Raw genomic sequence first — 21700 nt, forward strand, 5'->3', positions numbered from 1 at the left:
CTGTTGACCGGGCATGGCGACAGAAAGCTGACGGGGCCGAAGCGGCCCCATGCGGGAAGGCTTCTTCTTTTTTCTTGAAAAAGGCAAGCGTTTTCTGGTTGTTACAGATGGAACGGCATTTTCGTAAAGCGAAAAGAAAGGCCCCTGTCCGCAGAACGGACAGGGGCCGCAGAGGGCGCGTCCTTGAGACGTGAAGGATGTTTTTTTCGCCTGTTTTGGAGCGTTGCGCCTTTTCCGATGAGCCTTGCGCCGTTTGCGTGAGCGTCAGAGTGCCTCAGCACAGGCGCGGGAAAAGGTTGTCGGCACGGGCTCAACGGCCGGATTCGGCCGGGCGCTCAAGGGTTACTTCTTGAAAAGGTTGAGACCGTCCTTCAGCAGGTTCTTTGCTGTGTCGCCGGCCTTTTCTCCGCCTTTCAGCAGATCGGAACCCACGTTTTCCCCACCCTTCAGCAGCGTGGAGCCGATATTCTTCGTCTGCGCGGCGGTGGCTTCGGCCAGCGTGCGGGAAACTTCCTTCACAACGACAAGAGCGGTGCGGGCGAAGCTTGCGCCGGATTCCTTCCGGCCGATGTCGGTGAGGCGGATTTCCGGCAGCGGCACCTGCACGGAGAGCTTGAGCATCGGAACGCTGAGCGTGGCCCTGGCGTTGCGGATGATGAGCTCGTCGATGATGACTTTCTTCGTGGACTTTTCGTCGTCCTTCTTTGTCTCGCCGCCGGAAGAGGCCGCGCCTTCGTCGTGACTGTCGGCATAGTCCTGAATGTTTTTCAGAATCACGTCGAAGTTGTTGGTTTTCCTGCCGAGTTCATACACGAGTTCGGGGTTGTCCACGGCGATTCTGCGGATGACGACCACATCCTTGAACACCGTGGAGGTGTCGAGATCGACGGCGACGGCTCCCACCGTGGCCGCATGGCCGCTGAAGCCTGCCGGATTGCCCACGGAAAAGCCGCGGAACACGCCGTTGCCCGAGAAGAGCGAGATGTCCGCCTTGTCCAGATGCACGGACGTTCCGGTGATTTTGGGGCCTTCGGTGTTGACGGCCTTTTCCACAATGGAATTGAGGGAGAAGAACAGAATCGTGACGCCTGCGGCCAGCAGGACGATCAGAGCCGCCAGAGTGATAAGCCATTTTTTCATGGACAGCCTCCGAAGAAAAGAGGGTTACAAAAGCGCGGCGAGTTTTCTGAAGAGAAGTGTAGAGGAAAGAGAGAAAGAAATCCAGAATTGGACTGCATATATTCGGAAAAAATAAAGGAGAACGCCGTGTTGCGCTTCTGTCTTGCCGAGCGGGAAAGGCGGACGCGCTTGCCCTTGCCGGTGATCTCGTCAGAAAAATCTGTGGGAAGGAGAGGGAAAAGCGCCTTGACGGAGGGGCTGTCGGAAGGAGCTCGGAGAAAAGCGGAAATTTCCGGTCGGACGTCGGGCACGGCGCTTGCGGCGAACGGTTGCGCAGACGCCGCTCCTCGGGCGCTCAGAAGACGACGGGCGTATCAGGACTGCGGTGGGGAGCTCTGGAGCAGAGCGACGCCCCCCCCCGTTTGTTTACGGCCTCGCTTTGGGGATGAGCAGCCAGGCGAGAAGTTTTTGTTCCAGCTCCGCCCAGTGCGTTTTGTAGGCCATGGCGGGGTGATCGCTCATGCCCATGTCGTAACGGACGGCGTTTTCTTCGCACAGCCAGGAAAGCTGTTCCATCTGCAAAAGGTCGCCGATGGAAAGCGTTTTATAATCGGCGTCGTAGCTGAACTGCTGCCCGCGGTAGAAGCGTCCGGCCATGCCGCCGAAAATGAAGCCGATGTCCTTGCCTTCCTGTGCGGCGAACATTACCCGGCCGCCGCGGTACAGGGACAGTCGCCGCATCATCACCCGGTAGAATTCCAGCGATGGCGGTTCCGTCATACCGCAGTGCTCCCTGCCTTTCCAGCTTCTTTCCTCAACGGCGATCATGCGCGCGTAGGCGGCGTCGGCTTCCTGAACCGTGGCGGGCACGACGCGTTCAAAGGTCACGTCGCTTTCCGCGGCCTTGCGGCGCGCCTTTTTCATTTTGGCGCGGAAATTGCCCGAGCGTCGGGAAAGATAGCCGTCCATGCCGCCGTCAAGCGAGGCGCTGCGCTGCAGCGTGGCGGGCTGGGGCAGCACATGAAAGATGTCGGCCGTGCGGCGGGAGAGGCGGGGAAAAAGATCGTTGCCTTCTTCCAGACCGCTGATAAGCAGGCAGGGGAGCGCGCCGTGATAGAAGTCGGCCAGCGCGGGAAGCATCTGCACGAGAAGGTCGTCGGCACTCGGCCCCAGCAGGGGGCTTGCGGAAATCCAGTGCGCTTCCACGGGCGCGAGAAGAATATGTCCGGAAAGCAGCGTGAGCTCCGCAAACGCCAGCACGTTTTCTTCGTCCACATGGATGAACAGACGCCGTCTGGGCGCAAAGGCGTCGTGAAAGGAGAGTTGCCACGCCGGCGTGCAGCTGAAGGGATCCGCTCTTCCGGAGCGCGCGGCAATGGCCGTCCAGAGGGCGGCCAGCGGCGGGTTCCAGTCAAGGGAACCGTGGGACAGAATAAGTGTTTCCATGGCAGAGATATGTCTGAACAGCTTGAACGCAGAGTTTTGGCGCGCTTTTTCAAAGGCTGCGGACGCGGCGCTCCGCAGCGCCTGAAAAACGCGGAGTCGGCCCGAAGCGGCGACTGGGCGTCAGTCGTTGCTGGTTTGCGGCGACTCCGGCGGAAGAATTTCCACGAGCATGGGCGGGCAGTCGGCGTCGTCGTAATCTTCCGACGCGGAAGGCTCGGGCAGCACAGAGGCATGGCGTTCCTCAAGCCAGAGCAGCGCGGCGCTCTGCACGTTGTCGAGCATCTCCTCCAGCGTGTCGCCCTCCGGGACGCATCCGGGAAGATCGGGAAGTTCGCCGGAAAAACCGCCGAAAGGCTGATGGCGGACGAACATGGGATAGAGCACGCGGGGCCTCCTTTGCTGAACCGTCCGACGGCGCATCGTCGCCGGGCATGTCGGTCATGGTACTGCGTCGGGAGCGGGAATGCAACGTCGGCGGGAAAAAGGCGCGCGTCGTTGAAAGCTCTGCCGGCGTGCTCGGAATGGCGCAGCTGGCGCGCCCAGGGGGCCGCTCGGTCGGCGGGGGGAGTCCGCGCCGTGGAGAGCAGGAAGACAGGGCAAACTTTCAATCGTTTTCCGGAGAGCGGCGCGGGAAGGCGCAGTTTACATTATTGCTAAAACGTCTATAGTAAGAAGACTGTCGGAACATCTGCTCTGCGACGGGCGATCCTTGCCCGGTTTCTGTTCCGCTTCCGAAAATATCTGTCTCTGCTGTCCGGGCTGCGGGCGGTCTTGCCGCGTAGCTGCCGGACGGCGCATGAGTCGGAACTCACCGCTGCGCTCCGTCGTCGAAGAAGCGCTGCGGCGTTCTTTTGTCCACCCTGTTGTGGACGGCGCGGAAGATATGTCCGGCATATTCTGAAAAGTCATGTATAAAGAAACATTGAGTGGTAAAAGACGTATGAAGAAATATTCCCGCGGTATGGAAAAAATGAGCCTTGTGTATATTCTTTTGGTGGTCATGGTGCTGATGCTCTCCTACGGTTGCGAATACTGGAAGTTCTGATTCCCGCAGAATTGTCGGCGCGCTCGTTGTCCGGCAGGCGCGGCGGGCTGTCCGGGGGCGTCCGGTGCAGATGCCTGGCATACGCCCGGTTTTGCCGGAACGCTTCCGGCGCTGACGGCAAAGGATGAGCTGGAGAGCGTGTGCAATAGTCTGAAGAAGAGACGACTCGGCGCTGTCGGAAAAGGCCCCCGGCGGAAGTATCCGCTCCGGGGCGCGGTTCTGCGCTCGGAGTACAAGCCCGGGGGCGGACCGCAGAACGCTATTCCTCGCTGACCGGCGTTATGGAGACGACTTCCATTTCGTTTTCCCACTGTCTGGCCCAGCGGACGACTTCCTGAGGATCGGAAACGCGCACGGAAAACAGCAGTTCGTGGGCGGAGCGGCGTGTCTGCTGACTGGGATGCCATTGGCGTTCCAGCACGTAGTGCATGGCGTTGCCGGTAAAGCGCAGCGTGACGTCGAAGAGCGTGTCGCCGAACACGCCGGCAAAGGAGTGCTGCTGCTTGTCGGCAAAGCCGTCGTCCTGCAGCGATTCGCAGGAAAAGCAGATGTCCGTGGGTTCGGCCTTCCTGATGCGGTTCAGACGGAAGATTTTCCAGGCGGGCGGCGTTTCGTCGGCCGTGCGGGCATACACGTAGATGGCGTGCCGCCGGATGTACAGCCGTCTGGGATCAATGGTGCGCCAGCGTTCCGTCCAGTCCGTGGCGCGGGTGTAGAAGATGCGCACTCGGCGGTTTTCGTACACGGCCTTCTGCAGCGTCTGGAGCACTTCCGGTTCCGCACCGAACACCTTGGAGGTGATGCAGGAATCGAAGCACTGCTGAAGCTGTTCCCGGAAGGGCGAGGAAAGACCGCCCGCCAGTTTGCGTCCGGTTTCCACGGCCAGGGCGGCGAGGGTTCCGTCGCCTTCGCTGCTGAGGTATTCGAGCGCGAACATGAGCACGAGCCTGTCGGAAAGCGTGAGGCCGGTGATGGGCGTGAGTCTGTCTTCCGTGATGCGGAAGCCCGTCTTGCGGTTGAAGGTGAAGCAAAAGCCCGTTTCGGCCAGCGCGGCCTTGTCCTTGTAGTACTGACTGCGGCTGATGCCGAATTTTTTCTGCAGCGCTTCCTGCGTCTGTTGCGGGTAGCATCGGATTTCTTGGGCGATGCGGAGCAGTCGAACGAGACGATTGGAGCCTGCGGCCGATAATTCTGGCGTGGAGCGCGTCATGTTGTCCTCGAAGAAAGGGATGTACCGCAGGAGCATGGCGCTATTTTGCGCCGAAATCAAGAGGAGCCTGATTTTGATGTGGCAGAGCGCGGCGAAAAGCCCTATCGTGGAGCGTAACAAGCGCAGAAGCGCGAGGCTCGGCGCAGACAGTGAGGAGCGTGTCGGATGCATGTGATACTCGGCCGTCATATGGACGGTCATGCGTGGCCGGGGGCCCTGGAGGCGGCGGAAGCAGAAGGCAGGGCCGTTTCCGGCGTTCATGTGACGGGGGAAGCGGGCTTTTTGTCTCTTCTGGAAGAAAAGCTGGGGCTTCCTGCGCGCATTGTTCACGGAAGCCGCCGCATTGCCGTTGTGCAGCAGCTGCTCCGCCAGCGGACGGCGGCGTGTCCCGACGCATTTTATACGCGGGCGTTTGAAGCCGACGCATGGAATACGGCAAGGCGCGTTCTTGCCATGCGCGACGAGCTGAAGATGGCGGGCGCACTCGAAGATGTGGCGCTTTCGTCGGAGCGCGAAAGAGCGACGCCTGTGCGGCTTGCGGAGTTTTTTCGTCTGGAAGCGCTGCTGGGGCGTGCCAGCACTCCGGGCATGGCGGATCGCTTTCAGCGGGTGCTGCAGGCCGTGGATGCCTGGGGCATCGACGGCGTGTCGCGCGTGAGTCTTGCTCATCCCTTGTGCTGCTGGAGCGCGCCGTGGAAGCGTTTGTTTTCTCTTTTGAAGAAGAACGGCGTGGAGATCGAGGAACCGGCGAGCCCCGCGGAGTTTGCGGAAAACCGTCTCGGCGCGGCGGCTGCGCTGCTTGCCGGAGCATTGCCGAAGCAGACGGCGTTCGGAGCTGACGACGATTCCCTGATGATTCTGCAGGCGGATTTCACGACGGAAGCGGCCGAAGCGCTGGCCTCGACGTTGGCCCGGCATCGACATGCGGGGGATCTCGGCCGCGTCGTGATGATCCGGGCGGATGAGAGCGTCGAGCTTGACGGCGCGCTGCGTCGCTGCGGCCTGCCGGATACGGGCGCGTGTCTTCGTGCGCAGGGGAGGGCGTTCGAGCAGATTCTGCCTTTGTATCTGCGTCTGCATCTTTTTCCCTTTGATCCGGAAACATTGCGGCAGTTTCTGCTGCTGCCCGCAAGTCCGGTGCCGAAGTTCTGGGCCGGGCGCTTTTTGGACGCGTTGAAGGCGTCGGAGAGCGAGCTCGCCTGGGAGCAGGAGCCGAAGTCGTGGCCGGGGCCGTGGCGGAAGCTTTGGGACGAAGCGGAAAAGCTCGGAGGCGGGGAGGAAAAACGCCTGAGGGCGGCGTTCGGCTGGATCGTGCCCGAAGGCGGCGCGGCAAAGGACATGGTCGATCCGCAGAAGGCCCGTCTTCTGGCGCAGCGTCTGGGAAAGTGGGCCGCACAGGCGGGCCGGGACGACAAAGACTCGGAGCTGCACATGACGGCGGAACTTTGCGCGCGCCTCGGTGAGACGGTGGCCGACATGCGGGAAGAGATGTCCGCGCCGGAATGGGACAAGGTGATCGACGCCGCGCTCGGCGAGGGGGAAAAGAGGCGTAAAGCGTCTCGGGGCATGCTCTGGACCGTGCTGGACGAGCCTGGTCAGCTCTGGGGCGAGGCAGATACCGTGATATGGTGGAACGCCGTGGACGAAGGCACCGCGCCGCGCGAATCCGTTGTCTGGAGTCGGGAGGAGCGGGCATGGCTGGAGACGCGGGGCTTTGCGCTTTCCGACGTGGAGGCCGAACGTCGCTTTCAGGAGGAAGGCGCAAGTTGTCCGTTCTTTTTCGCGCGCCGTCTCATCATGGTGACGCCGCGTTTTCGTCATGGGGAAGAGACGGCGCCGCATCCTTTGAAGCTGCGGCTTGACGCCGTGGCCGAAAGGCTCGGTATCCGTTCGCCGTTCCCCGAGCCGGTGTCGGCCGCAGAGGTGCTGGCAGGTTCGGACAGGCAGAAAGAAAATTCGGATACGCCGAAAGAAAATGTGGACGAGCGCTTCGGCGGATTCTGGCGTCAGGAGCGGGAGAAGCTTCCACAGCCGGAAGCTGCTCTGCCGGAAACGGACCGGAAGCGACATTTGCAGATGCCGGAGCGTCTTTCTCCCTCCACGCTGGAGACGCTGCTGGCCTGCCCCCTGCGCTGGTATCTGCAATATGTGCTGCATCTCTCCGACGATGAAGAGTCGCTGCTCCCGGATGCCGTGGTCAAGGGGAACATGGCGCACGAGGCGGCGGAGCAGGTATTCCGGGAGGGCGCGACGCCCGACGAAGAAACGCTGCTTGCTCTGCTGCAGAAGCAGGCGAGGGTGCGCGGGGCCCGGATGGCGCATCCGGGCAGAATCGGCGAACTGAGGGGCATGGCCGCGGCGCTTCATCGCGCGTTGCGCCGCTTCATCGCCGTTGCCGACAGGGAGGGCTATCGTTTTCACAGTGCCGAGCAGACGGCGCAGGCAAAATTTCAGGACGTGCTTCTTCGCGGAAGATACGATCTGGCCTTCGCCCGGGCGGGGGAAGCGTCGCCTTCGCTGATTGTGGACATGAAGTGGTCGCGCCGGTCGGCGTATCGGAAAAGCGTGGACGAAGGCATGGCGGTGCAGCTTGCGGCGTATCAGTATCTTTTGAAGCACGGTGCGGAAAACGGGGAAGGCGCGGCCGACGTGAGGGACGCGTGGTATGTGCTGCTTCCTCAGGCGGGCATTGTCCGCGTGGGGGATTCCGCGACGGAGCCGGATCTTGAAAAGCAGTGGGACAAGGTGGCCGAGGAGCTGGAGGCAACACTTTCGGCCATGCGCGAAGGGGTGCTTGCCGTTCATGAGGAACAGAAGCAGGATTCGACCTGCACGTATTGCGCGTTCCGCTTTCTGTGCGGACGCCGGGACGGCGTGAACCGCGGCGCGGCGGAAGAGGAGGCGTCGGTATGAGCGGAGTGGAAAAACTGGTCATCCGGGCCAGCGCGGGAACCGGCAAGACCTTTGATCTGGTGCGGCGCTACATGGACGCGCTGGAAGGAAAGGGGGGATGCCGACCCTGCATGCCGGAAGAAATCATTGCGGTCACATTTACCCGCAAGGCTGCGGCCGAGCTGAAGCAGCGTCTTTGCGCCGCTTTGTACCGTCAGGGGGCCTGCGACATGGCCTCCCGGGTGGGAGGCGCGTACATAGGCACCGTGCATGGGGTATGCCTGCGGCTTTTGCAGGAATACGCGCTGGAGGCGGGCATTTCGCCCCGGGCGGACGAGCTTTCCGAAGAAGACGCCGAGGCCATGTTCGAGCAGGCGTCCGTGCCCGTTGTGGAGGAGTACGGCGACGCAGCCGCGTTGTTTTCCTCGTTTGGTCTGGACAAAGTGAAGTACGGCGACACGAAAACGAAGCCCGAAGATCAGTGGAAAAATACGGCGCACGACATACTGACGGCGGCGCGGACCGGCGGCATGGATCAGCGTCTTGAGGAAATGGCGGAGCGTTCCTGCCGGGAGATGGAACGGTATTTTGCGTGCGTGAACGGAGTCGGCGAGCCGCTGGAGAGCGTGGAGTGCGATCTGCGGGAGGCATGGAAGGAGCAGCGCGATCCGGGCAACTACGTCAAAAGCAGCAGAACCGGAGCGATGACGAAGAAGGCGCTGGATCATCAGGCCTTCGTGAAAAGTCTGCCGGTAGAGCACATGCGCTGGAAGGACTGGTTTTCTCTGGTGGGTCGCACTCTGGATGCCGGAAACGCCGCCTTTGCGGAGGAACTCACGGAACTGGGCCTCAGAGCGCTGGCGACGCCGGAGTTTCATCGGGACGTCATGACGCTGATTCGCCGCATGTTCGGCTTTGCCGAGGACTGCCGGAAACGTTTTCAGCTTCTCAAGCAGCAGTCCGGCGTGGTGGATTTTGCCGACATGGAGCAGCTTGCGGTCAAGGCTCTGCGGGAACCTTCGGTGCTGGAGCGGATTCGCGGACGCTTCCGCATGCTGCTGGTGGACGAGTATCAGGATACGAGTCCCATGCAGTTGAGCATTTTCAACAGTCTTTGCCGTATTCTCGACGCGGACGGCCGCGTGGTGTTCGTCGGCGACGACAAGCAGTCCATCTACGGTTTTCGCGGCGCCGCGCCGGAGCTGACGCGTCGGGGCACCGAGGGCTGGAACAGGGCGGATCTGACGGTCTGCCATCGTTCGCTTCCGGCGATTTTGCGATTCACCAACGCGTTTTTCAACGCCGTGAATGCGCCGTTGCGCGACGCGCTGCTCAAGGAAGACGAGGAACTTGCGGTTCAGAGCTATCTTGAGGAGTCGTCCGACGCGCCGTACATGACGCAGGAGGCGAGGCGGAAGGTCAGGGAGCAGGCGGAACAGCTTTCTTCCGTGCAGTTCTGGCTTGTGGAAGGGAACTCGAAGACGGCAAAGAAGGTTTGCGACGCCGCCGTGGCGCGCGCCGTGAAGCGTCTTTTGGAGGAACAAACGCTCGTGTACGACAAGGAACGCGGCGAGTTCCGCGCCGTGCAGGCCGGCGACGTGGCCGTGCTCTGCCGTACAGGGGACGATTGTCGCTCCGTGGCGGACGAGCTGGAAGCGCTCGGCCTGCGAGCCTGCGTGTCGCGCAAGGGACTGCTGGATCAGGAGGAAATACGCCTGTGTCTGCGCGCCTGCCGTGTGGCCGCGGACGGATGGGGCAGTCAGCTGGATCTTGCGGAACTGTATCATCTGTTCCATCCTGGCGGCGACTGGTTTGAAGCGGCGTCCGCGCGGAAGCTGGAAGAGGGAATTTCCTGCTGGCAGGCACTGCGAGCTCTGCATGAGCGGGCCTGGGTGCTGACGCCCTCGGAGATGCTGGACGAAGTCATGGACGTTGCGGACGCGTTTCGTCTCGTTTCGTCCTGGAGTCGCGGTCAGGAGCGCCGCGCCAACCTGGAAGCGCTGCGCGTGCTGGCGAAGGAGTACGAGTCGGCCATGCACAGCAGGCGCGATCCGGTGACGATGTACGGCTGGTTCGACTGGCTGGAGGATCAGGAGCCGGGCATGGCTTCCGGCGGGGAGAGCGCGGTGCAGGTATGGACGCTTCACGCTTCCAAGGGACTGCAGCGACCGGTAGTGCTGCTTCACGGCTTCAGCTTTGCGCCGGACAAAGGATCCGCGTGGGGCGTGAATGTTCATGCGGCTGGTCAGCCTCCCTGGGACGATCCGCTTTCGGCGCAGGAGCTTTTCTGGCTGCCTCCCGTTTTTGCGTGTCTTCGGAAAACAAAGAATGTTTCTGTTCCCGACGCATACTCGCCTCTTGCCGCAGCGGTGAATAGCGTGGAGGACAGATACCGTGAGGTCAGTCTCCGCGAAGAGCTGCGTCTGCTGTACGTGGGCATGACCCGGGCGGAAAGCGTGTTGATTGTGACGGGCCGTTTCAGTGACAAAAAAGGTGTGCTTTTGGACGGACTTTCCTGTTTTCTGAACGCCGAGGCTGCGGATACGGTGCAGAGTCTCCAGGAAGGCGAGGGCGACTTTTTCGGGGAGCCGTGCCTGGTGCGCATGCTGCAGCCGGAGGAGAGCGGCGGAGAGGCGATGGATTGCCTGTCTGCGGGAAGCTTTCCGACGAGGCCGGAGCGCGCGGTGCAGGAAAATATTTCGGAAGAGATACCGGAGAGCCGTGCATTGTCGCTGTGGCGCTTTGCCGACGCCGTGCCCGTGGCGGCGTCGGACGAGGTTGCGCGCAGCGAGCTTGGCAACATGATTCACGCCTGGCTGACGCTCTGGTTCGGCATGAGCCGGGAGAAGCGGGAGCGCGAGCAGAGCTCGGGCCGCTGGATGGAGAGGCGCAGGGCGTTCTGCGCACTGTGGAATGAGCAGACGCCGATATGGCCCGACGCGGAATCCTGGCTGGACAAGGCGGCGGAGCGTCTGTGCGAAGAGGTGGAGAAGCGCTGGGAGCCCGCGCGGACAAGGCGCGAGGGCGACAGGCTGGTCTGGCGCACGGAGTGGCCGCTGGAAGTTTGCCGGGAAACGCCGGAAGGCGAGCTTCGCCGGACGATGCGCGTCGATATGCTGGTGGAGCTGCGGCATGAGGACGGAACATGCGGTCCGTGTCTCATCATCGACCACAAGTGCGGCGACTATGCACGGTTCGCGACGGACGAGGCGCTGTTGAAGCATCTTCAGGAGGCGTATGCCGTGCAGATGGCCGGATATCTTCAGGCCTTTGCCGACATGGGGCGCGAGTGCCGGTGCTGGATGCATCTTCCTCTGGAAGGCAAGATGCTGGAGTTTTCTCTCCAGTCGGCGGCGATGGCATGACCAGACTTTATCTTGATGTGGACGGCGTGCTCCTGACCGTCCGTCGGAAGCGCGCCGCGCCCGGCGTCGCGGAGTTTGTGGCGGAGGCGACGCGTCTTTTCGACTGTTTCTGGCTGACCACGCATTGCCGCAGCCTGGAGGATCTGCCCTGGATTCGATACTATCTCGGGCAGTTTTTGCCTGCGGACATCGTTTCCGCGCTTGAGAAGAGCGTCAGGCCCGCAGCGTGGACGACGCTGAAAACGGAAGCGCTGGACTGGAACAGTGATTTCTTCTGGCTGGACGATGCCGCCATGGAAGCGGAACAGGCCGAGCTGGCGGCTCACGGCTGTCTGGACAGGCTGGTGCCTGTGGATCTGAACAGGGAAGGGGAGCTGAAACGGGTGCTGGACGTGGTGTGCGCGGCGCAGGGCTTGAGGCGGGCACGCACGGCGCTGTGAAGGGCAAGGGGCTTGCGGGCCGTGTTTTTCGGAAAAGGGCGGGGCCGTAGGCGTAAGGTGGAGATGATGCGCCGCACAGTCAGCCGGGGAAAAACGCCGGGGCAGTTTCAGAAGAGGAAGACGAGGCTACGCCTGATGTGCGTTGCCGAAACGCCGCTCAGTGCGGCGCCTCGACAGAATGCGGAACATTGCGTCGTGCTCAGGCGTTGATGATGTCAAGAATGTTGTCTGCGAAGAGACGGGGATCGAGTGCCGTTCCGCCTTCCTGCATCAGCATGCGGTTGCCCTGTGTTTTTTCTTCCTCCGCCGGATCGTCGGCAGCGTAGTGCAGACAGAACAGCGCCTTTCCGGCGGCAAGCGCCATGCGGGCGGTAAGCATGGTTCCGCCTTCGGCGGAGGCCTGCACGACAAGGACGCTTTGCGCAAGCGCGGCCTGAAGACGGTCCCGGGCCGTCAGCGTGAACGGCGTGACCCGGGTTCCCAGAGGATATTCGCTTATCAGAAGTCCGTCGTGCTCCAGAATGTCCCGGGCCAGCGACGCGTGTTCCTTGGGATACACGGTGTCCAGACCGTGCCCGAGCAGGGCCGTCGTTCTGCCGCCGGGACAGGAGAGCGCGCCGCGATGCGCCGCGGCATCGCAGCCCGCGGCAAGGCCGCTGATGATGTTGCAGCCCGTTTCCGCCAGTCGCTCTCCGCAGTATTCGGCATGTCGGCGACCGGCCGGAGAAGGATGACGGGTGCCGATGACGGCCACGCCGGGGTGCCGGAGCGCTTCGAGATTGCCCTTGCAGTAGAGCGTGAGGGGAATGTCGGGTCTGCCGGAGCAGTTGACGGCGCAAAGCATTTCCTGCGGGTAGTTGTCGCTTCCGTAGGAGAGAATGCCGACCCCGCTGCGGGCGGCTTTTTCCATGATGCGGTCGGCGGCGTTCAGCCCCTGCCGCACGGATTCCGCCGTGACGTTTTTTACTCTTGTGATGATTTTTTCCGCAATGCACGTCGTGACAAGTGTACAAAGTGCCTCGTCGGAAGGAATGTCGTCTTCTAAAGCATGGTCGGCTATGCGTTTGACGCTGATGTTTCCAAGACCTTTTACAGACTGAAGAGCAATAATATGCCGGGATGACAACATCTCCATGATCCTTTGATGAGATTGAAGGAGATGTTGAATATATCAATGCGGTGGATTGGCGTAGAGAGGCTTTTGTTTTCTGATCTATGGCAGGGTGGACGGTTCGCCTTGAAATCGTGACGGCAAAGGCGTGAAGAACACGCGGCGGCCGAAAGGCTTTTGTGGGAAGGGGAAGAAAGGGCAAAGAAACGACAAGGCCGGCGCGTTGGGACGTGCCGGCCTTGTCAGGTTGATGATACGCGTCAGACGCGCATCAGCGGATCAGATACGGAATGCGCACGTGCAGAGCCTGCGTGGGGCATACGACTTCGCAGGGCAGGCAGTACCAGCAGGTCATGTTGCGCTCGACGGGGCGTCCGCAGCCGAGGCAGCGCGACGCTTCGGCCTTGACTTCCTCTTCAGTGAAGCCGTCGCCGCGGCAGGCCACGGGCGCGGCTTCGGGAGCGTCTTCCTGTTCTTCGGAAAGGCCGTGGAAGCGTTCCAGGCCGCGGGCCACGCGCTGGTTGCCTTCATAGTCCACGCTGAAGCCTTCCAGAAGGTTGCGGGCGGCATGAGCGGCACGAATTGCTCCGGCCATGGCCTGCATGGGATTCCGACTGTCGCCGACGATGACGGCAAACAGGTTGTCGCGGACAAATCCGTATTCGTCGGCGCTCATGCCGTCCGCGGCAGAGCCGGTGAGGATGACGGCGTCGAAGTTCCTGCAGAGTTCTTCAACGTTGAAGGCGTCGGCGGTTTCAAACGCTATGCCCATGCCCTTGAGCATGGTCATGGTCTTTTCCAGAACCGGAGCGGGCACGCCTTCCGCCGAGGGGCAGGGCGAAGCGCTCAGAACGGTGACGGCGTGGCCTCCCATGCGGAGGGAAAAGGCGGCCTGAAGGGCGGCCGCATCGCTGCCTGCCACCACGGCTTTTTTGTGGGAGCGGGGAAGACGGCCGGCCGGTCCGTACACTGCGTCTTCCTGGGTACGCACGAGATAGGCGAGAATGCCGGCAAAGTTCAGCGCGCCGCCGCTGTGTCCGCGAGAGCAGGCGCGGAAAGCCGGAGCGTCGCCCCATGCGGCCAGCAAGCCGCCGAAAGGCGTGCAGCGACGCAGTTCGCGGGCCGCTTCGGTCATGTTTCCCTGAGCGGCAAGGCGAAGGATGCCCTGATAGTTGATGTCCAGCAGAGAAGCCTGACGGCAGGGAGGAAGCACCAGGCGAAGATTGTCCATGATGCAGCGGTCAACGCAATTGCCGCAGGCAAGGCATTTGGAAACGTCAATGGCGATATTGCTGTCGTTCATCACAGGGAGACCTCCTCATTCAGTTCCGAAACCCTGACCTTTTCTGCATTGAGCTTGCCGTCCTTCATCTTGATGACCACATGACACTTCCAGTTGGCGTCGTCGCGCTGGGGATAGTCGCTGCGGTAGTGGCTTTCGCCCCAGCGGCTTTCTTTGCGGAAGTCCCCGGCAACGGCGGAACAGTCTGCGCAGAGCAGAATGTTTTCCACTTCATAGAGCTTGGAAAGTTCGTGGCCGTTATGCACGGCGACATGCCTGATGTCTTCACGGAACGTCCTCGACCAGTACTTCCAGAGTTCAAATTTGTGGGCGTTCTTGGGCGACACCAGATAGTCGGCCACCATGCGGCGCACCTTGCGTTCCAGATCGTGAACGTCGATGTCGCGGTTTCTGGCCGTGAAACGTTCGTCGAGTTCGGCCTTGACGGCGGCCACGTCGTTTTCGTTGATGGCGGTGTCCGGGGCTTCGGCCACGTATTTCACGGCCTGTTCCGCGGCAACTTCGCCGAACACGAACGCGCCGGTCAGATGCTGCTTGGCCACGCTGGCCACGTCGCCTGCCGCGTACAGTCCGGGCACGGCGGTTTCCGCGCGCTCGTTGACGCGTATGCCCGCAAGGCCGTGTCCGCCGCACAGATAGTATTCCGTGGGCCACAGTTCGATGTCCTGCTTGCGGAAGTCGATGTGACGGCCGGCAAAGAAGCGCTCGTTGACCGGACGTTCCGTGGTGAACAGTATATGCTCGATCTCGCGGATGCGTTCTTCGGGCAGGTGGCTGAGCTGGATGTGAACGGGACCGCGGCCCCTGGTGAAGGCTTCGTTCATCACGTTGGTGTTCGCGACTTCGCCTTCCATCAGAATGTTGCCTTCGCAGTCGAGCACTCTGCCCCCGCGGGAAACGCAGATGGCCAGCAGCGGCATGTTGGTGTCCTTGATGAGCATGGTGCGCTGGGTGTATTCCATGCCCGTCACTCCGGCGCCCGCGCGCAGCGCCATCACGAAGCCGTCGCCGGTGTTGCCGGGATAGTCGTACACGCCGTAGAGATATTCGGAATTGGGCAGGGTGAAGCGGCTCACGCCGCCGGAAGCCACCAGCACGGTCTTGGCCTTGCATACGACCATCTGGCCGGTGCGGACGTTCATGCCCACGGCGCCGGCCACGCGGCCGTTGTCCATGAGCAGACGCAGCGCCATCACGCGATTGACGGGACGCGTGCCGAGATCAAGCGCTCTTTTCACCAGCATGGCCTTGAGCTCGGGCTCGTCCATGGCCGTCTGGAACTTGCCTTTGACATGATATTTCAGCGTCTTGTACTGGCCGTTCTCATCCTTGGGGAAGGTAACGCCCCAGCTTTCCATTTCCTTGAGCAGGGCATAGGAACGTTCGGCCATGACGTAGCTGGGACCGGCGTCCACCACGCCCGCCGTCATGGCGCGCACGGATTCCAGATAAAGTTCCGCCGTGGTCTGACCGGGAATGGCCACGATGTTCAGCGCGTCCATGCCGCGTGCAATGGATCCGCCGTACACGATGTCGCTTTTTTCAAAGATGGTGACGTTGAGATCGGGATTCAGCTGCAGGGCATGCATGGCTGCGATGCAGCCGGCGCTGCCGCCGCCGATGATGAGGAAATCTGTTTCCATGGCTTGCAATTTCATAGAAATGTCCTTGCGTATGAGGTTGCCGGCTCAGGCCTGTTTCTTTTTGCCGAAGCCGTGACGCACGATGTACAGAAGAATGATGGCCACCGTAAGCAGCAAAAATGCGCAGGCGATGGGTCTGTCGAGGAAGACCGTCCAGTCTCCGCGGGAAATGAGCAGGCTCTGGCGCATCTTGTGCTCAAGCAGAGATCCCAGGAAGAATGCCACGATCATGGTCGGCAGGCTGATTCTCAGCTTGGTCAGCGCATAGCCCAGTACGCCGAACACGAGCATGAGCCATATGTCGAACAGACTGCTGTTGTTTACGTACGAGCCGATGAGGCAGAACATGGGCACCACGCTGAAGAGCACCGGCTTGGGAATGGAAACCAGTTTTCTTGCGCAGCGGATGAAGGCTCCGCCCACAACGAACGTGTAGAGGTTGCTGATGAGCAGAACGATGAACAGGGCGTAGAGCAGGGGCGCATTGCTTTCCATGAACTGGGGGCCGGGAATGAGGCCCTTGATCATGAAGCCGCCGAGAATGAGCGCCGCAGCGAGGTTCCCGGGAATGCCGAGGGTGACCAGAGGCACGAGGTTGGGACCGTTCACGGCATTGTTGCCGGCTTCGGAGGCGGCTATGCCTTCCAGGGCGCCTTTGCCGAACATCTCGGGATGCTTGGACTTCTTTTTGCTCCAGATATAGCTGAGGTACGCGCCTACCGTCGTGCCTATGCCGGGCACAATGCCCACGAACGATCCGATAAGGGTGGAGCGGGCAATGGTGGGAATGCATTGCTTCATTTCGGCAGGCGTAAGTCTGTCCGCATCGGTTCCTCTGGCTGAAAGTCGCACTTCTTCCAGCTTCTTGCCGGAGCGGCGATCCTTGTACCAGGATTCCGCCTGAAGAAGCACTTCGGAAAAGGCCAGCAGACCTATGGCCATGGGCATGATGCCTATGCCTTCCGCCAGTTCAATGAATCCGAAGTTGAAGCGGGGCGTGCCCATTTCCGGATCGCAGCCGACAGTGGAGAGCAGCAGGCCGAGACATGTGGCAATGAGGCCGCGGCAGGGACTGCCGGAGGCGGCCAGACTGATGATGACCAGGGAGAACAGCAGAATCATGCTGTATTCGGGCGGACCTATGCGCAGAGCGATGGAGGCGACGGGAGCCGCCAGGAATATGAGCACGAGGTCGCTTGCGGTGTCGGCGGTGACGGAGGCAACAGGGCCGTTTTGAGTGCCTTGCCGCTTTTTCCGTTTTTTGCCAGCGGATACCCGTCAAACGTGGTGATCATGGCCTGCGGCGTACCGGGAATGTTGAACAGAATGGCGGGAATGGAACCGCCGAAGTTGGCCCCCTTGGACAGGCCCATGAGCATGGCGATGCCGGGAATGGGACCGAGGTAGTAGGTGAAGGGCAGAAGCAGCACGATGGCCATGTTGTCGCTCAGCCCCGGGATGGCTCCCATGATGATGCCGAAGGTTACGCCGAACAGAGCCCAGAAGAAGTTCTGCCATTGCAGCACCATGCCCAGGGCTTCCATAAGTTGATCAAACATGCTCTGCTCCTTCTGCCTCGCAGATGTTGTCGGATGGACGTTGCATATGGCTCATGGATGTTCCTCAGATAAGCAGACCGGCAGGCAGCTGGAAGTTGAGAAACACGGAAACCACCAAATAGACGGCCACGAGCAGACCGACGGGGGCCAGAATCAGCGTCTTTGCCCGTCGTTCGCCGAAAAGAAGCAGGGACAGGACAAGAAAACAGGCCGTGGACACATAGAATCCCACGAAGCTCACCCCGACGATATAGGCAATAAACAGGCCGAGGACAGGCAGCGTGGAGCGCGCGAAGGCGCCGGGATCAAAGTTCAGCGGCGTCACGCTCCGCGGACGACGGACGAGCATGATGAGGGAAGGAACGGCAAGACCGATCACCGTCAGTCTCGGCACGAATGCTTCATCAGTTCCTTCCGTCTGACCGGGAATGATGACGAACCACATAAGGGCGCACAGGATGAGAAATCCCAGCCCGATCCATCTGTCATTGTTCATGAAAACTCCGAAAACTGAAAGGCTCGCTATTTTTTCGCGTCTTTGATGTAGTCTACGAGATTCACGAGGTTCTGCGTTGCTTCGTCAAGCATGGGGCGGTATTCCGCAGGGGCAATGAACTTCGGAGCCAGGCCTGCCTTCAGCATGTTTTGCTGAACTTGCGGATCGGCCAGCGCCTGCCTGAGAGCGTTTTCCCACGTGGAGCGGATGTCTTCCGGAGTGCCTTTGGGCAGCACGAAACCGTAGCTCAGGCTGGCGTAGAAGGGATGGCCGAGATCGGCGTGCAGCTTGGGCACATTGGGAATATCGGGAACGTCGCTGAGGCCGAGGTTGAGCAGTACGTTCAGTTCGCCCTTGCGCGCAGCCTGATAGGCGGCCGTGCCCACACCGAGCTCGCAGGCGTCGATGTGTCCGCCGATGAGATCGGCAGAGGCTTCGCCGCCGCTCTTGTACATGACGAAGTTGATGTCCAGACCGTTTTTCAGCGCAAACGAGCGGAGCACTTCGGTGGCTTCCTGAGAGGCTCCGCTGCCGACGGACACCTTGCCGGGATTGGCTTTCACATAGTCTATGAATTCCTGCCAGGTCTTGTAGGGCTTGTCGGGTCTGGCGAGCAGGATGCGGTCCAGAAGCATGTAGCCGCCGACGAGGGACATGTCGTCGAAATTGTAGGTCTTGTTGCGGAGAAACATGGCGGAAGAAATGCAGGCGCCGACGCCGGGAGCGGAAATGGTGTAGCCGTCCGGTTTCGCCTTCAGAACGTACTCGAAGCCCGGCATGCCTGCGCCGCCCCCCTTGTTCACGATGACTACCGGCTGACCGAGAATTTTTTCCAGCGGATTTGCCAGCATGCGGACGGTCAGATCGCCGGTTCCGCCGGGAGCGAAGCCGACGACGATGGTGACGGGTTTTTCGGGGAAGGCGGCCTGAGAGTCAGGTGCGGCCCCGAAAAGCAGGAGAGTGCCGACGAGTAATGACGACAGCAGCTTGTTCATAACAGTCTCCAGGTGCGTTGAGTGTTGCCAGATTACTGACGAAAGTCATGTCTGCGGATCATTCCGGTCGATTCGTTGAGCATGTAGCTCAGGCGGAATTCAAAGGGAATTTTGCCGAACGTATAGGAAACCATGCTCATCTCGAAGCATACGGTGTGGCGCGGACGACCGAGCGCCTCCTGTACGCGTGCCGGCAGTTCCGTGCATATCTGCAGGAACTCGTCGCAGAACACGGTGGAGAGATGGCAGTGTTTTTCCAGAATGAGATAGAGGGGATATTTGACAAAATCGTCGGACGGTATGTCCATGAGCGCGGAGGCTTCGGCATAGGGAAAGTAGGAAACGCACCAGGCCAGAGGAAACATGCCGTTTTCATCTCTGCCGAGCAGCGTGCGTCGCACCTGAATGCCGCGACTTTGAGGGGCGCAGTTCAGATATCCAGCCACGTCGTCAGGCAGTCGGATTTCCTCGACGGCGACTTCACGGGGAAGAATATCGACATCCTTGTCGAACAGAGAGTGGCGAGACTTATAGAAAAACTTGGTCTGACTGCTGGCATAGTCGGAAATAAAGGTGCCTTTGCCCTGAATCCGGTAGCAGTACCCTGCCTGCACAAGCAGTTCCATGGCTTTTCGCACGGTTCCCACACTGAGCTGATTTTCCTGTGCCAGCTGACGCTCCGTAGGAAGCTGTTCTCCGGGTTTCCAGTGGCCTGAAGAAATTTTTGCCACAAGTTCCCGGTACAGACGGGCATAGACGGGGGAGAAGGAGGAGTCGAGAGCTTGTTTCATAATTTTTTCCAATTTTGTTTATTGCTATATATGAATAAAGCAATTTTTTTGTCAATCATCCCAAGAGTCACGAGAGCGGAAAAACAGATTATTTATTTTATAATATATTATAATAAAAAGAAAAAAATAATATATTCCAACTTGTAAACGGGAGGATCAGCTTTGAGACGTGTTCAAGAAAACATTTACTTTTTTGATAGTGCTGTTCCGACAGTATAATGTCTGGAAAAACTTGAGACGCAAAGTTTTGGGACTTCTCGGCTCTTGAAGACTGCAGGCGCGAAGGACTGGCGTGATGGACTTTTTCGAGGGGCATGCGGGGAGCGATAACGCTGCCGCGGAAGCCCACTCTGGAATCCGTATATTCTTTAGGATACGGCGGAGGTTTTCATGTGGTCGGCACAGGAAGGATGCCGTGCCGTCTTTGGGGCTTTTCGAAGAGCTTTTTGTTTCTGCGGAGCTTCTTTTGTGGGGAGGAAGTTTCGTTCGGCCTGGTTGGGAAAAATCGAGGCTGCCTTTCCGCCGTCATCTTCCGCCACTATGCCGTGGATAGAGCACAGAGAATATCGGTATAGGTGATGACTCTGTCATCCGTTGTGGAGCGTTTTTCGGCAGGGGATGATGTTTGTGCTGAAAATCTACAGACCGGCCCCCGGGGTGAGTCGTATTCCCAAGTCGGCATGTTCCTTCCCCATTCGCCAGGAGCAGGACAGGGGAGCAGGGGAAGCCTGAGCACCGAAGGGAAAAAGAAAGACACGACAGGCTGTTATGGCAGCGTTGAGAATTGCGTACTTATTGCCGGTGAAGGAGTGTTTGCATTTTTTTGACTGTTGAATTTTTCTTTGAAAAAGAAATATATATTAAGATAAATTTATAATATAATGTGTTTAATCATTAAGAGTGAAATATAAATAAAATATTTTATTTAAATTAATATATCTATTTTATATGATGTCTATTTTTATAGATAATATTTTTAATAATATATGAGATATAAAGATATTTTAAGAAAATATCAATTTGGCCATAATGAAAAATAGAAAGAAAAATATTTCGTTTCAGATTTTTTATTTAGGCACAGAAAAAAGACGGCATGATTTTTTTTGATAACATGTCGAAAAAGTGTACTTTTTTGACGCTACTAGTACTGTCAGTTTTTTTTCAGGCTTATAGCAGGGAACATTCGAAAATTCCAGTAAAAAATAACGTCATTTTTCACTCGCCCCTCCCAACCAAAAAGTACACTTTTTTGACGCTCCGATTAAGGACTCGTGCATGGCAGGGGAGAAAAACAGCATCATCACAGGTTGTGAGAGTGATATCAATAAGCTGAGTCTGTTCGAGGATTTCGTCAGGAGTAAGTATCTTCCCTACGTACAGAAAAATAAACGGAGCTGGAAGACTGACGAACGGTATCTGAAGCGACATATTCTGCCATATCTTGGAGACTTTCCTTTGGCACAAATTTCCGAAGAAAAGCTCAGAGAATGGCTCTCTGCTCTGGAAAACAACGGACTGGCCTCCAGCTCACGTTATCGCCTGTTTTGTCTGGTTAAATATATTTTGAACCTTGCCGTACGATGGAAGGTAATTCCCGGCAATACCGGTTTTCGGAACGTTCAGTGTCAGTGCAGGCCCTCGCTACGCACTGAAATGCTGAGCGCAGAAGAAAAGCAGAGATTGCTAGAGTTTCTCAAAAAGCACTCTGCCAATGCATCCGCCCGTGCCATTCATCTGCTGCTGCTGACCGGAGCGTCCAAGTCGGAAATTCTATATGCTCGCTGGAGTGATGTGAATTTTGGTCAACGCACGCTCGTTACAAGACGTACACCTTCTGGAGAAAAGCACCATATTTATTTGAGTGACGATGCCATTACCCTTATTAAAACTTTTCCCCGTCGTGCTGGAGTTCCCTGGATGTTTTTCCGTGCGAAAAACGGTAATCGGGTAGTATCGCTGTTTTCTTTCTGGAACAAGCTGAGGAATGCCCTTGGCAGACCTACTCTGCGTCTGAATGATCTTCGTCATGCATTTGTATACTCGCTTATACAAGAAGGAGCGAGCTACAAGGAAGTGCGAACCAGACTCGGTCATTACTCGGTCGAGGTCTTTCAACTTCAATCGGAGCTACTGGAGCAGCGGGCCGGACTCATTGCTGGAGGTTTTCGTGCGTAGCCCTGTTTTTTATATAAGACAGCTTTGCAATAGATATAATCTGTCAGACAAAAGCAGACTTTTGCTCAGTATAGCACTTGTGAGTCTTTGCGCCTGTACACCGCAGCAGC

The 21700-nt window shown here is 59.0% G+C and carries 16 protein-coding genes; 4 read left to right on the forward strand and 12 right to left on the reverse strand.

Annotated features, from left to right (window positions below; genetic code table 11):
* Positions 1-342 precede the first annotated feature (342 nt).
* From ABGT79_RS11865 to ABGT79_RS11880, 4 genes are all read right to left on the reverse strand, one after another.
* The gene (locus ABGT79_RS11865; RefSeq protein ID WP_346666348.1) at positions 343-1140 is read right to left on the reverse strand and encodes a hypothetical protein; all 798 of its coding nucleotides are present in this window, start codon (positions 1138-1140) and stop codon (positions 343-345) included.
* A 405-nt stretch (positions 1141-1545) separates the two neighbouring features.
* Positions 1546-2565, reverse strand: coding sequence for a GNAT family N-acetyltransferase (locus ABGT79_RS11870; RefSeq protein WP_346666349.1), 1020 nt, complete (start codon positions 2563-2565; stop codon positions 1546-1548).
* A 120-nt stretch (positions 2566-2685) separates the two neighbouring features.
* On the reverse strand, positions 2686-2949 hold the full coding sequence (locus tag ABGT79_RS11875) for a type II toxin-antitoxin system HicB family antitoxin (protein WP_346666350.1): 264 nt from the start codon (positions 2947-2949) through the stop codon (positions 2686-2688).
* A 920-nt stretch (positions 2950-3869) separates the two neighbouring features.
* The gene (locus ABGT79_RS11880; protein ID WP_346666351.1) at positions 3870-4856 is read right to left on the reverse strand and encodes a WYL domain-containing protein; all 987 of its coding nucleotides are present in this window, start codon (positions 4854-4856) and stop codon (positions 3870-3872) included.
* Positions 4857-4985: 129 nt separating this feature from the next.
* Here ABGT79_RS11880 and ABGT79_RS11885 point away from each other — a divergent pair, with 129 nt between their 5' ends.
* The 3 genes from ABGT79_RS11885 to ABGT79_RS11895 are packed head-to-tail and all read left to right on the forward strand — an operon-like array spanning position 4986 to position 11517.
* The gene (locus tag ABGT79_RS11885; RefSeq protein ID WP_346666352.1) at positions 4986-7733 is read left to right on the forward strand and encodes a PD-(D/E)XK nuclease family protein; all 2748 of its coding nucleotides are present in this window, start codon (positions 4986-4988) and stop codon (positions 7731-7733) included.
* The gene (locus tag ABGT79_RS11890; RefSeq protein WP_346666353.1) at positions 7730-11077 is read left to right on the forward strand and encodes a UvrD-helicase domain-containing protein; all 3348 of its coding nucleotides are present in this window, start codon (positions 7730-7732) and stop codon (positions 11075-11077) included. The genes ABGT79_RS11885 and ABGT79_RS11890 overlap by 4 nt, the downstream gene beginning before the upstream one ends.
* Positions 11074-11517: a hypothetical protein gene (locus tag ABGT79_RS11895; protein WP_346666354.1), complete on the forward strand. Its 444-nt coding sequence runs from the start codon at positions 11074-11076 to the stop codon at positions 11515-11517. The genes ABGT79_RS11890 and ABGT79_RS11895 overlap by 4 nt, the downstream gene beginning before the upstream one ends.
* Positions 11518-11716: 199 nt before the next feature.
* Here ABGT79_RS11895 and ABGT79_RS11900 read toward each other — a convergent pair whose 3' ends face one another.
* From ABGT79_RS11900 to ABGT79_RS11935, 8 genes are all read right to left on the reverse strand, one after another.
* Positions 11717-12646, reverse strand: coding sequence for a DNA-processing protein DprA (locus tag ABGT79_RS11900; protein WP_346666355.1), 930 nt, complete (start codon positions 12644-12646; stop codon positions 11717-11719).
* Between the two features lie 253 nt (positions 12647-12899).
* A complete protein-coding gene (locus ABGT79_RS11905; protein ID WP_346666356.1) occupies positions 12900-13931 on the reverse strand; it encodes a hypothetical protein in 1032 nt (343 codons plus the stop codon).
* Positions 13931-15607, reverse strand: coding sequence for an FAD-binding protein (locus tag ABGT79_RS11910; protein WP_346666672.1), 1677 nt, complete (start codon positions 15605-15607; stop codon positions 13931-13933). Before ABGT79_RS11910 ends, ABGT79_RS11905 begins: the two co-directional genes overlap by 1 nt.
* 12 nt (positions 15608-15619) lie before the next feature.
* On the reverse strand, positions 15620-16762 hold the full coding sequence (locus tag ABGT79_RS11915) for a tripartite tricarboxylate transporter permease (protein WP_346666357.1): 1143 nt from the start codon (positions 16760-16762) through the stop codon (positions 15620-15622).
* Positions 16714-17133, reverse strand: a complete 420-nt coding sequence (locus tag ABGT79_RS11920) for a tripartite tricarboxylate transporter permease (RefSeq protein WP_346666358.1) — start codon at positions 17131-17133, stop codon at positions 16714-16716. The genes ABGT79_RS11915 and ABGT79_RS11920 overlap by 49 nt, the downstream gene beginning before the upstream one ends.
* Positions 17134-17197: 64 nt before the next feature.
* Positions 17198-17629 (reverse strand): tripartite tricarboxylate transporter TctB family protein, encoded by a 432-nt coding sequence (locus ABGT79_RS11925; protein WP_346666359.1) that lies wholly within the window; start codon positions 17627-17629, stop codon positions 17198-17200.
* Positions 17630-17655: 26 nt separating this feature from the next.
* Positions 17656-18624, reverse strand: coding sequence for a tripartite tricarboxylate transporter substrate binding protein (locus ABGT79_RS11930; protein WP_346666360.1), 969 nt, complete (start codon positions 18622-18624; stop codon positions 17656-17658).
* Between the two features lie 32 nt (positions 18625-18656).
* Positions 18657-19415, reverse strand: coding sequence for a GntR family transcriptional regulator (locus tag ABGT79_RS11935; protein ID WP_346666361.1), 759 nt, complete (start codon positions 19413-19415; stop codon positions 18657-18659).
* A gap of 1275 nt (positions 19416-20690) precedes the next feature.
* On the opposite strand from ABGT79_RS11935, the gene ABGT79_RS11940 reads away from it, so the two are divergent.
* Positions 20691-21590: a tyrosine-type recombinase/integrase gene (locus tag ABGT79_RS11940; RefSeq protein ID WP_346666362.1), complete on the forward strand. Its 900-nt coding sequence runs from the start codon at positions 20691-20693 to the stop codon at positions 21588-21590.
* The last annotated feature ends 110 nt before the right edge of the window (positions 21591-21700 follow it).

Origin of the sequence: uncultured Mailhella sp., assembly GCF_963931295.1 — a bacterium.
Lineage (GTDB): Bacteria > Desulfobacterota > Desulfovibrionia > Desulfovibrionales > Desulfovibrionaceae > Mailhella.

Excerpts from the sequence above, each read along its gene's own strand:
- ABGT79_RS11865 (WP_346666348.1), bottom strand. The coding sequence starts at position 1,140 with ATGAAAAAATGGCTTATCACTCTGGCGGCTCTGATCGTCCTGCTGGCC.
- ABGT79_RS11870 (WP_346666349.1), bottom strand. The coding sequence starts at position 2,565 with ATGGAAACACTTATTCTGTCCCACGGTTCCCTTGACTGGAACCCGCCG.
- ABGT79_RS11880 (WP_346666351.1), bottom strand. The coding sequence starts at position 4,856 with ATGCTCCTGCGGTACATCCCTTTCTTCGAGGACAACATGACGCGCTCC.
- ABGT79_RS11885 (WP_346666352.1), top strand. The coding sequence starts at position 4,986 with ATGCATGTGATACTCGGCCGTCATATGGACGGTCATGCGTGGCCGGGG.
- ABGT79_RS11890 (WP_346666353.1), top strand. The coding sequence starts at position 7,730 with ATGAGCGGAGTGGAAAAACTGGTCATCCGGGCCAGCGCGGGAACCGGC.
- ABGT79_RS11895 (WP_346666354.1), top strand. The coding sequence starts at position 11,074 with ATGACCAGACTTTATCTTGATGTGGACGGCGTGCTCCTGACCGTCCGT.
- ABGT79_RS11900 (WP_346666355.1), bottom strand. The coding sequence starts at position 12,646 with ATGTTGTCATCCCGGCATATTATTGCTCTTCAGTCTGTAAAAGGTCTT.
- ABGT79_RS11905 (WP_346666356.1), bottom strand. The coding sequence starts at position 13,931 with ATGAACGACAGCAATATCGCCATTGACGTTTCCAAATGCCTTGCCTGC.
- ABGT79_RS11920 (WP_346666358.1), bottom strand. The coding sequence starts at position 17,133 with ATGTTTGATCAACTTATGGAAGCCCTGGGCATGGTGCTGCAATGGCAG.
- ABGT79_RS11925 (WP_346666359.1), bottom strand. The coding sequence starts at position 17,629 with ATGAACAATGACAGATGGATCGGGCTGGGATTTCTCATCCTGTGCGCC.
- ABGT79_RS11930 (WP_346666360.1), bottom strand. The coding sequence starts at position 18,624 with ATGAACAAGCTGCTGTCGTCATTACTCGTCGGCACTCTCCTGCTTTTC.
- ABGT79_RS11935 (WP_346666361.1), bottom strand. The coding sequence starts at position 19,415 with ATGAAACAAGCTCTCGACTCCTCCTTCTCCCCCGTCTATGCCCGTCTG.
- ABGT79_RS11940 (WP_346666362.1), top strand. The coding sequence starts at position 20,691 with ATGGCAGGGGAGAAAAACAGCATCATCACAGGTTGTGAGAGTGATATC.